Source organism: Sphingomonas sp. SP2 (genome assembly GCF_058313385.1).
On record NZ_JBZFLD010000002.1, the window covers coordinates 435461 to 444496 of the forward strand.

General features: G+C 68.1%; 12 protein-coding genes. 8 read left to right on the forward strand and 4 right to left on the reverse strand.

The features are described from left to right. Positions 1–28: 28 nt before the first annotated feature. A complete protein-coding gene (locus tag AC4GYU_RS12820; protein WP_491087340.1) occupies positions 29–499 on the reverse strand; it encodes a DUF3429 domain-containing protein in 471 nt (156 codons plus the stop codon). Then, positions 475–1983 (reverse strand): DUF1570 domain-containing protein, encoded by a 1509-nt coding sequence (locus tag AC4GYU_RS12825; RefSeq protein ID WP_491087341.1) that lies wholly within the window; start codon positions 1981–1983, stop codon positions 475–477. Before AC4GYU_RS12825 ends, AC4GYU_RS12820 begins: the two co-directional genes overlap by 25 nt. A 122-nt stretch (positions 1984–2105) precedes the next feature. Between AC4GYU_RS12825 and rpiB the strand changes: the two genes are divergently transcribed. Genes rpiB through AC4GYU_RS12845 form a run of 4 tightly spaced genes read left to right on the forward strand, consistent with a single transcriptional unit; the run spans position 2106 to position 5065 of the window. After that, complete coding sequence (gene rpiB, locus AC4GYU_RS12830) at positions 2106–2546, forward strand: ribose 5-phosphate isomerase B (protein WP_491087342.1); 441 nt, start codon at positions 2106–2108, stop codon at positions 2544–2546. Position 2547: 1 nt separating this feature from the next. Continuing rightward, positions 2548–3852 (forward strand): serine hydroxymethyltransferase, encoded by a 1305-nt coding sequence (glyA, locus tag AC4GYU_RS12835; RefSeq protein ID WP_491087343.1) that lies wholly within the window; start codon positions 2548–2550, stop codon positions 3850–3852. Further along, a complete protein-coding gene (gene nrdR / locus AC4GYU_RS12840; RefSeq protein WP_491087344.1) occupies positions 3852–4331 on the forward strand; it encodes a transcriptional regulator NrdR in 480 nt (159 codons plus the stop codon). Before glyA ends, nrdR begins: the two co-directional genes overlap by 1 nt. After that, entirely contained in the window at positions 4328–5065 is a 738-nt protein-coding gene (locus AC4GYU_RS12845) for an RNA methyltransferase (protein WP_491087345.1), read from the forward strand. Before nrdR ends, AC4GYU_RS12845 begins: the two co-directional genes overlap by 4 nt. Here the strand turns inward: AC4GYU_RS12845 and AC4GYU_RS12850 are convergent. Beyond that, complete coding sequence (locus AC4GYU_RS12850; protein WP_491087346.1) at positions 5029–5340, reverse strand: chorismate mutase; 312 nt, start codon at positions 5338–5340, stop codon at positions 5029–5031. The two genes, AC4GYU_RS12845 and AC4GYU_RS12850, sit on opposite strands and share 37 nt — an antisense overlap. 169 nt (positions 5341–5509) lie before the next feature. Between AC4GYU_RS12850 and rpsD the strand changes: the two genes are divergently transcribed. The 4 genes from rpsD (at position 5510) to aguB (ending at position 8406) form a co-directional block, all read left to right on the forward strand. Next, complete coding sequence (gene rpsD / locus AC4GYU_RS12855; RefSeq protein WP_491087347.1) at positions 5510–6124, forward strand: 30S ribosomal protein S4; 615 nt, start codon at positions 5510–5512, stop codon at positions 6122–6124. Between the two features lie 86 nt (positions 6125–6210). Next, the gene (locus AC4GYU_RS12860; protein ID WP_491087348.1) at positions 6211–7191 is read left to right on the forward strand and encodes an agmatine deiminase family protein; all 981 of its coding nucleotides are present in this window, start codon (positions 6211–6213) and stop codon (positions 7189–7191) included. Next, positions 7188–7538: a DUF3147 family protein gene (locus AC4GYU_RS12865; RefSeq protein WP_491087349.1), complete on the forward strand. Its 351-nt coding sequence runs from the start codon at positions 7188–7190 to the stop codon at positions 7536–7538. Before AC4GYU_RS12860 ends, AC4GYU_RS12865 begins: the two co-directional genes overlap by 4 nt. Before the next feature lie 16 nt (positions 7539–7554). Continuing rightward, entirely contained in the window at positions 7555–8406 is an 852-nt protein-coding gene (gene aguB, locus AC4GYU_RS12870; protein WP_491087350.1) for an N-carbamoylputrescine amidase, read from the forward strand. A gap of 174 nt (positions 8407–8580) precedes the next feature. Here aguB and AC4GYU_RS12875 read toward each other — a convergent pair whose 3' ends face one another. Next, positions 8581–8937 carry a hypothetical protein gene (locus AC4GYU_RS12875; protein WP_491087351.1) on the reverse strand — a complete coding sequence of 119 codons (357 nt, stop codon included), beginning with the start codon at positions 8935–8937 and terminating at the stop codon, positions 8581–8583. Between the last annotated feature and the right edge of the window lie 99 nt (positions 8938–9036).

Genomic DNA, 9036 nt, shown 5'->3' on the forward strand with positions numbered 1-9036 from the left:
CCTCCGTCCTAGCGGCCGAGAGTGAAGATTATCGGACCAGCGCCAGTCCGCTCAGCGCACAGCAGAGGCCAAGGCCGATGCTCAGCGGGAGCCGGAGCTTCATCCACCAGGGCGGCGCGAGGCCGCGGCGGACGAGCAGATGGTCGATCGCAAGCGCGCCCCACAGCAACAGCGCCAGTGCGAAGAGGGACTGCGACGGCGTGAACCAGAACATGGCGACCCACCCGGCCAGCGAGGGCAGAACGCTGATGAGGAGCAGCAGGAACCGCGGCCGTTCCTCGCGCAGGGCAAAGGCCCACCAGGTGCCGCCAAGGAAGCTGAGGATGATCGCCGCATAGGAGCGGACGAACCCGGGGGCGACCGGCCAGAAGTCGCCCCTCATCGACAGAGCGGCGGCCGTCAGGAAGACGGGCGGGATCAGACCCGCAAGGCCGAGCCAGAGCGCCGGCCGCGGAACCCGGCTCCTGCCGCGGGTCAGAAGGTCGTGATCTCGTTCCACTTGGCCTCGTTCATCGCCTTGGTGATCTCGGCCTTGTCCTTCTTCGCTTCGATCATCTGGAGGATCTTCGCCGCCGGGGCGTCGGGCTTGGCGTGCGGCGCGTTGGCCACCGGGAGGAGCGCCGTGCGAGCGAGCTCGTAGTCGCCCGAGCCCACCGCCGCCATGACCAGCCGGAGGCGAAGCGACGTGTCCTGCGGAACCAGCACCAGCGCGCGCAGCAGGCCGTTGGTCGCCGCCGCGGTCGGCGCCTGGCGCGCCGCGGTGAAGCTGTCGTGGTAGAGGACCAGGGGAAGGGCATAGTCGGGGCTCGCCCGATTGGCCTTCACGAACCACTTGCGCGCGTCCGCCCACTTGCCCGCCCGGGCATCGACCCGGCCGCGATAGACCATCGCCATCACGTTGTTGGGATCGACCGCCAGCGCGCGATCGGCCGCAGCGGCAGCCTGCGCATTGTTCTTGGCGTCATATTCGGTCTCGGCCAGCACGCGCTGGACGAAGCCGTCCTTGTCGCAGCCGACCGCCGCCTGGCGCGCCTGTAGCGCGACCGCGCCCGCGGTCTTCTCGGTGACACCGACCGCCGAGCGCACCCGCACGGGCATGATCTTCGCCTCGCAGCCGCTGAGCGTCCGGACCGCCGCCTTGCCGCCGCCGACCTTGGCCGCGGGCACGACGATGCTCGGGAACTTGCGCGAGCGGAGATGGACCTTGAGGTCGCTGTCGAGCTTGCCGAGGTCGCCGAACGCCTTCTGCCCCGCCTGCAGGCTCGGCATCCCTTCGCCGACCAGCCGCATGTAGGTATCGAGCTGCCCGGCCCGCTCCTTGTTGAGCATCAGCATGTGGATCATCGCCCAGCCGCGGGCATAGAGATGGCCCGTGTCCTCGCCGCTCAGCCGGCGCTGGTCGGAGGTCAGCAGTTCCTCGGCGCCCATCTGGTTCTGCTCGGCCAGCGCGAAGCCGCGGATCAGCGGCAGGCGCCCGAGCACCAGGCTTCCGTCGGGCCGCGGGTCGACCGTCCCGAAGAATTCGGCGAGCCCCTCGTTGATCCACTTGGGATAGGCCGCACGCTGCCCGCTGATCAGGATCGCATGGGCATATTCGTGGAACAGCACCGATTGCGGCTGGATATATTCGCCGATCCGCCCGACCGAGCGCGGCGTGACCGCGAGCGAGCCTTGCGCGTCGGGACGATAGAAGCCGCCGACGTCCTGTCCGCCAGCGCCGTAAAGCCGCTGCACCGTCGCCATGTCGGGGACGAAAAAGATGGTGACCTTGTTGGCCCGCTCGGCCGGCGTGTCGGGCGTGGCGGTGACGAGGCGAAGGAGCTTGTCGACGCGCTCCAGCTGCTCGGCGAAGTCGCGTGCCTCGGCGGGCTTGAGGTCGCCGTAGACAAGGAAGTGATCGCTGCTCGCCTCGACCCAGTCCGCCTGCGCGGGCTGCGCGGCGAGGAGAAGGGCAGACGCCAATGCCACCAGGGAAATACGCACAGGACCGGTCTTTCTGGGCCGTTGATCGATCAGCGGAGCCTAGTGAGCGGACGGGCGATGACAAGCCGACTTTGGCACGGGTCCCGGTGGCATCGCGGCCAGGCCTGCGCTAAGGGCGCGGCATGATCATCGCCCTCGCCGCCGACCATGCCGGATTCGCGCTCAAGGATGCGCTCGCCGAGTGGCTGCGCAGCGAAGGGCACGAGGTCCTCGACCTGGGCACCAATGGCCCGGAAAGCGTCGATTACCCGCGCTTCGGAAGCCTGCTCGGCGAGACCATTGCCGCGGGCAAGGCCGAACGGGGCATCGCCGTCTGCGGGTCGGGCATCGGCATCTCGATCGCGGTCAACCGCAACCCGGCCTGCCGCTGCGCCCTCGTCAACGAGCCGCTCTCGGCCGCGCTCGCCCGCGAGCATAACGACGCCAACGTCATCGCGCTCGGCGCCCGGCTGACCGGCATCGACCTTGCCAGGGCCTGCGTCACCGCCTTCCTTTCGACCGACTTCGCCGGCGGCCGCCACCAGCGCCGCGTCGACCTTCTTTCCGCCGCCACAGGAGCCTGACATGGCCACCGCCGCCAACCTCAACGACGTCCAGCCCGACGGCTTCTTCAGCCGCAGCCTCGCCGACAGCGATCCCGATGTCGCCGCCGCCGTCAGCGGCGAGCTGACCCGCGAGCAGACCCAGATCGAGCTGATCGCCTCCGAGAATATCGTCAGCCGCGCGGTGCTCGAGGCGCAGGGTTCGGTCTTCACCAACAAATATGCCGAAGGCTATCCCGGCCGCCGCTATTACCAGGGCTGCCATCCGTCCGACGCGGTCGAGACGCTGGCGATCGAGCGGGCCAAGCAATTGTTCGGCTGCGGCTTCGCCAACGTCCAGCCGCATTCGGGCGCGCAGGCCAATGGCGCGGTGTTCCTCGCGCTCCTGCAGCCGGGCGACACGATCCTCGGCATGAGCCTTGCCGCGGGCGGCCACCTCACCCACGGCGCCCCGCCGGCCCAGTCGGGCAAGTGGTTCAACGCGGTCCAATATGGCGTTCGCGAGGAAGACCATCTGGTCGATTTCGACGAGGTCGAGCGGCTCGCCCTCGAGCACAAGCCCAAGCTGATCATCGCGGGCGGCTCGGCCTATCCGCGGATCCTCGACTTTGCCCGCTTCCGCGCCATCGCGGACAAGGTGGGCGCCTATCTGATGGTCGACATGGCGCATTTCGCCGGGTTGGTTGCGGCCGGTGAGCATCCCTCGCCCTTCGGCCACGCCCATGTCGTCACCACCACCACCCACAAGACGCTGCGCGGCCCGCGCGGCGGCATGGTGATGACCAATGACGAGGGAATCGCCAAGAAGATCAACTCGGCGGTCTTCCCGGGCCTCCAGGGCGGCCCGCTGATGCACGTCATCGCCGCCAAGGCGGTCGCCTTCGGCGAAGCGCTGAAGCCCGAGTTCAAGACCTACGCCAAGGCGGTGGTCGCCAACGCCCGGACGCTTGCCGCGCGCCTCAAGGAACGTGGCGCCGACCTCGTTGCCGGCGGGACCGACACCCATCTCGCGCTGGTCGACCTGCGCCCGCTCGGGATCACCGGCAAGGACGCCGACGAGAGCCTCGAGCGCGCCGGCATCACCTGCAACAAGAACGGCATTCCGTTCGACCCGCTGCCCCCGCTCAAGACCAGCGGGATCCGGGTCGGCACCCCGGCGGGCACCACCCGCGGGTTCGGTGAGGCCGAGTTCCGCGAGATCGGCGACATGGTCGCCGACGTGCTCGAGGGCCTGCGCGTCAATGGCGTCGAGAACAATGGCGAGGTCGAGCGCCAGGTCAACGAGCGCGTCCGCGCGCTCTGTGCGCGTTTCCCGATCTATCCCTGATGCGCTGCCCTTTCTGCGGAGACCAAGATAGTCAGGTGAAGGACAGCCGTTCGTCGGAAGACGGGGCGGCGATCCGTCGCCGTCGCCAGTGCGAAGGCTGCGGCGCGCGCTTCACCACCTTCGAGCGGGTCCAGTTGCGCGATCTCGTCGTGGTCAAGAAGGACGGCAGCCGCGAGCCGTTCGACCGGTCCAAGCTCGCCCGGGCGATCGGCTTTGCCTGCCGCAAGCGCGACATCCAGCCCGAGCGGATCGAGCGGCTGGTGTCGGGCATCCAGCGCCAGCTCGAAACCCGCGGTGACGAGGTCGCCACCGTCGACATCGGCGAAGCGGTGATGGCGGGCCTCAAGACCCTCGACCATGTCGCCTACATCCGCTTCGCGTCCATCTACCGCGACTTTTCCGAAGCCAGCGATTTCGCCGAGATTGCGGGCGAAGTCGGCGAGCCGGTCGAACTGGCTGAACCGGGGAAGCTGCTGTGAGCGCGAAGCCCCCGGTCATCGTTCTCGTCCAGCCGCAGCTTGGCCAGAATATCGGCAAGGCCGCGCGGGCGATGCTCAATTTCGGCCTGACCGAGATGCGGCTGGTCGCCCCGCGCGACGGCTGGCCCAACCCCGACGCAGGCCCCGCAGCAAGCGGCGCCGACCTCGTGCTCGAGAAGGCGCAGGTGTTCGACAGCGTGGCCGACGCGATTGCCGACTGCGGGCTCGTCTTCGCCTCGACGGTGCGCAAGCGCGACGTGGTGACGCCGGTGGTCGGCCCCGAGGAGATGGCCAAGGCCATCCACGGCTCTGAAGCGCGGACGGCCATCCTGTTCGGACCCGAGCGCTCGGGCCTTGCCACCGAGGATGTGGTGCTCGCGAGCCATATCGTCACCGTCCCGATCAATCCTGAGTTCGGCAGCCTCAATCTCGCCCAGGCGGTGATCCTCCTCGCCTATGAATGGTCGCGGCAGGCGGAGCTGGTCCAGCCGACCTCGTTCGAAGTAGAGCCGCGCGCGCCGCAGGCCGAGCTCGACGGCCTCATTGGCCAGCTCGACGAGCATCTGCAGGCGGTCGGCTATTTCCACCCGCCCGAGCGCACGCAGGCGACGCGGCACACGATCCGCACCATCCTGACCAAGCCGGGATGGTCGAGCCGCGAACTGAAGGCGATGCGCGGCATGCTCCGCGCCATCGCTCAGCCGCGGGTTCGGTCGAACACCCCCAGCTCGTAGGCGATCGAGGCCTCGACCAGCTGTTCGTAGAGATGGACGGCGAAATCGGGGTCGGGCAGTCCGAGCGTCACGGCCTCGGCACGCACCTTGGCGAGGACGTCGGCCTTGCGCCACTCGTCGCGGACCGCCGAGCGGTCGGGCTTGATCCGGGCGGCGGCATCCATGTAGCCGAATCGGGTGGCGAGCAGCGCCACGATCGCGCGGTCGACCGCGTCGACCCCGGCGCGGACCTCGGCCATGGTGGTGCAGTCGGCGGGCGCTTGATGATCGCTCATGGTCGACGCCTGTGGCCCATCGACCTTGACCTTCGCAAGCCCCGACGCTAGTGGCGCGCCTTCGCAATTGGCTCCGCACGTCCGGTGAAGCGGGTGCCCTGCCCCACCTTTGGGTGGTCAGCAGCGCGGTTCCGGACAGCCTGTAAGAAACGCAATTGAAGGAAAGATCATGTCGAAGCGCACCAGCGCCAAGTACAAGCTCGACCGCCGCATGGGCGAGAACGTCTTCGGTCGTCCGAAGAGCCCGGTCAACAAGCGCGAGTACGGTCCCGGCCAGCACGGCCAGCGCCGCAAGGGCAAGATGTCGGACTTCGGCATCCAGCTGCGCGCCAAGCAGAAGCTCAAGGGCTATTACGGCGACGTCACCGAGAAGCAGTTCAAGCGGACCTTCTTCGAGGCGAGCCGGATGAAGGGCGACGCCAGCCAGAACCTGATCGGCCTGCTCGAGCGCCGCCTCGACATGGTCGTCTATCGCGCCAAGTTCGCGCCGACCATCTGGGCCGCTCGCCAGCTCGTCAGCCACGGTCACGTCCGCGTCAACGGCGTGAAGTGCAACATCGCCTCGCGTCGCATCAACGTGAACGACGTGATCGAGCTTGGTTCGAAGGCGCAGGAAATGGCCTTGGTCCTCGAGGCGCAGAGCCTCGCCGAGCGTGACATCCCCGACTACGTCGCGCCGGACGGCACCGCCAAGGTGACCTACGTCCGCGTCCCGACCCTCGACGAAGTGCCCTATCCGGTCCGGATGGAGCCGAACCTCGTGGTCGAATTCTACTCGCGCTAAGCTTCGGCTCATTCGCGACACGAAAGGGCGGTCCTTGCAGGGCCGCCCTTTTGCGTTGGGGCGTCTGGGTTGCTAGGCGGCGCGCCATGTCCGACCTTCGTCCCCCGCTGCCCGAATGGGCCCCGCATGCCGCCATGTGGATCGGCTTTCCGAGCGACCCCGAATTGTGGGTCGAGGATCTCGTCCCCGCGCAGGCCGAGGTCGCGGCGCTGGCCGCGGCGCTGCATGCTGACGGCAAGGGCGAGGAGATCATCCTCGTTGCCGCCAATCCCGACGCCGCGGCCGAGGCCCGTCGCCTCGCGCCCTTTGCGACCGTGGTCGAGGAGCCGTTCGGGGACATCTGGCTGCGGGATACCGGGCCGATCGTGCTCGGTTCGGGCAGCGACCGCCGCGCCCAGGGCTTCGGCTTCAATGGCTGGGGCGGGAAATATGACCTCGAGGGCGACGACAGCATCGGCGAGCGGATCGCAGGCAAGGCCGCCCTCCCCTACGCCAAGGCCGACTGGATCCTCGAGGGCGGCGCGATCGACGGCGACGGGTCGGGCACCTTCCTCACCACCGAGCAATGCCTCCTCAATCCCAACCGCAATCCCGGCCTCGACCGGGCGGCGATCGAGGAACGGCTGGCCCGCGACCTCGGCACGAGCAAGATCGTGTGGCTCGGCGACGGCCTCGCCAACGACCATACCGACGGCCATGTCGATAACCTCGCCCGCTTCATCGCGCCGGGGCGGGTCGCGCTGCCGATGCCCGCGGAGGACGATCCCAATGCCGCCATCTACGCCGATGCCGCGCGGCGGCTGAAGGCGGCCGGGCTCGACGTGGTCAATCTCCCCTCCCCCGGGCGGATCGAGGTCGAGGGCGAGGCCATTCCGGCGAGCTACATGAACTTCCTCATCGGCAATGCCGCGGTGGTGGTCCCGCTCTACGGCGCGGCCAATGACGCGGCCGCGGTGACCGTGCTCCAGGCGCTCTTCCCGGACCGCAAGGTCAGCGGGCTCCGCGCCGACCATATCCTGACCGGCGGCGGCAGCTTCCACTGCATCTCGCAGCAGATCCCGCGGTGACGGCATTCTGGGCCAAGGCGATCATCTCCGGCCTGCTGGTCGCGCTCGCCTCGACCCTGGCCCGCCGCTCGCCCCCGCTGGCGGCGCTGATCGTCTCGCTGCCCCTGGTCTCGGTGCTGAGCATGATCTGGCTGTGGCGGGAGCAGCCCGATGCGGGACGGATGGCCGACTTCGTTCAGGGCACCTTCTGGTATTTCCTGCCAGGCATGCCGATGTTCCTGCTGATCCCGGCGCTGCTGCGGCGGGGCGTGGCCTTCTGGCCCGCCCTGCTCGCGGGCTGCGCCATGACGATTTTGCTCTACCTCGCCATGACCGCGCTGCTGACGCGGCTCGGCGTCCGCTACTGAGAAGGCCTACACGTCCATGACCAAGATCCACGTCGCCGCCCTCCAGCTCGAACTTGGCGGAGATAGCGACACCAACATGGCGGCGGTGACCGAACTGGTTCGCGAGGCGGCGGCCAAGGGTGCCCAGGTGGTTCTGCCGCCCGAATTGTTCGAAGGCCCCTATTTCTGCCGGACCGAGGACGAAGGGCTGTTCGCGACCGCCAGGCCGACCGAGAGCCATGCCAGCGTGGTCGCGATGCGCAAGCTCGCCGAGGAACTGAAGATCTGGATTCCCACCAGCTTCTTCGAGCGCGACGGGCCGCACCATTACAACAGCCTCGCGATGATCGACCCCGACGGCAAGATCATGGGCACCTATCGCAAGAGCCACATCCCCGATGGCCCCGGCTACGAGGAGAAGTTCTACTTTCGCCCGGGCAATACCGGCTTCAAGGTGTGGGACGGCCCGGCCCACGAGAAGCTCGGCGTCGGCATCTGCTGGGACCAATGGTATCCCGAGACCGCCCGCGCGATGATGCTGATGGGGGCCGAAATCCTCTTCTATCCGACCGCGATCGGGACCGAGCCGCACGACCCCGACCTCGACACCAGCCGGCTGTGGCGCCGGGCGATGATCGGCCATGCCGTCTCGAATGTCGTCCCGGTGGTGGCCGCGAACCGGATTGGCAACGAGGGCGGGCAGCGCTTCTACGGCCACAGCTTCATCTGCGACGAACGCGGCGACCTCCTGGCCGAATTCGGGGCGACCGAGACCGGCGTGCTGTCGGCCGAGCTCGACCTCGACGCCGCCCGCCGCCACCGCGCCGCCTTCGGCTTCTTCCGCGACCGCCGCCCCGAGCTCTACGGGCGGCTCGTCCAGGACATCTGAGGCAGGCGAAGTTGACGAAGTTGACATAGGGCGGGCCCTCCCAAGGCCCGTCCTTTCGCAGTGCCGTGTCTACGCATTCAAAGACCGGGGAAGCGAACCCCTGCGGTTAGCAAAGCAGGCGAAATCCTACTTTGCAAGCATAGACTCTCGGGCGTGCCGGTTACTCCCTTATCTTCAACGCCGTCGCCTCGTCACCGGCATCCAGCGGCCGATCTTGAGCCGCCCGAACATGGCGCGGCGGACGCGCTGGTCGGCCGCGCGCCGCCTGGCGATCCAGCGCACCATCCGCCAGGCCATGAACAGAGTGACGAGGGCATAGACGGCCAAAGCGGCGATCACCGCGGGCGATCCTGGGTCGGCGACCAGGAGCACGATGGCGAGCGGTGCCAGCGCGACCAGCGGGGTGAGGTGGAGCAGGGGCAGATCGCGGTCGACCCAGCGGATCAGCCTGGTCCAGCGGCTTGCGGGATCACCCATGGCGAGCATGGTGACGCGCGGGGAGGAGGTCCGCAATGGGTGGAATGCGGACATTAACTTTGCCCTGCCAAGTGCGTGTTCGAAAGCAAAGTGGGGCATGTCGTATGCAGGAAATGGACACGTTTCCAAATCTGGAGAGCGCGCTAAACGATC

What these genes read in the sequence shown, in the direction of transcription:
- rpiB (WP_491087342.1), top strand. Translation starts at nt 2,106, where the DNA reads ATGATCATCGCCCTCGCCGCCGACCATGCCGGATTCGCGCTCAAGGAT.
- glyA (WP_491087343.1), top strand. Translation starts at nt 2,548, where the DNA reads ATGGCCACCGCCGCCAACCTCAACGACGTCCAGCCCGACGGCTTCTTC.
- nrdR (WP_491087344.1), top strand. Translation starts at nt 3,852, where the DNA reads ATGCGCTGCCCTTTCTGCGGAGACCAAGATAGTCAGGTGAAGGACAGC.
- AC4GYU_RS12850 (WP_491087346.1), bottom strand. Translation starts at nt 5,340, where the DNA reads ATGAGCGATCATCAAGCGCCCGCCGACTGCACCACCATGGCCGAGGTC.
- rpsD (WP_491087347.1), top strand. Translation starts at nt 5,510, where the DNA reads ATGTCGAAGCGCACCAGCGCCAAGTACAAGCTCGACCGCCGCATGGGC.
- AC4GYU_RS12860 (WP_491087348.1), top strand. Translation starts at nt 6,211, where the DNA reads ATGTCCGACCTTCGTCCCCCGCTGCCCGAATGGGCCCCGCATGCCGCC.
- aguB (WP_491087350.1), top strand. Translation starts at nt 7,555, where the DNA reads ATGACCAAGATCCACGTCGCCGCCCTCCAGCTCGAACTTGGCGGAGAT.
- AC4GYU_RS12875 (WP_491087351.1), bottom strand. Translation starts at nt 8,937, where the DNA reads ATGTCCGCATTCCACCCATTGCGGACCTCCTCCCCGCGCGTCACCATG.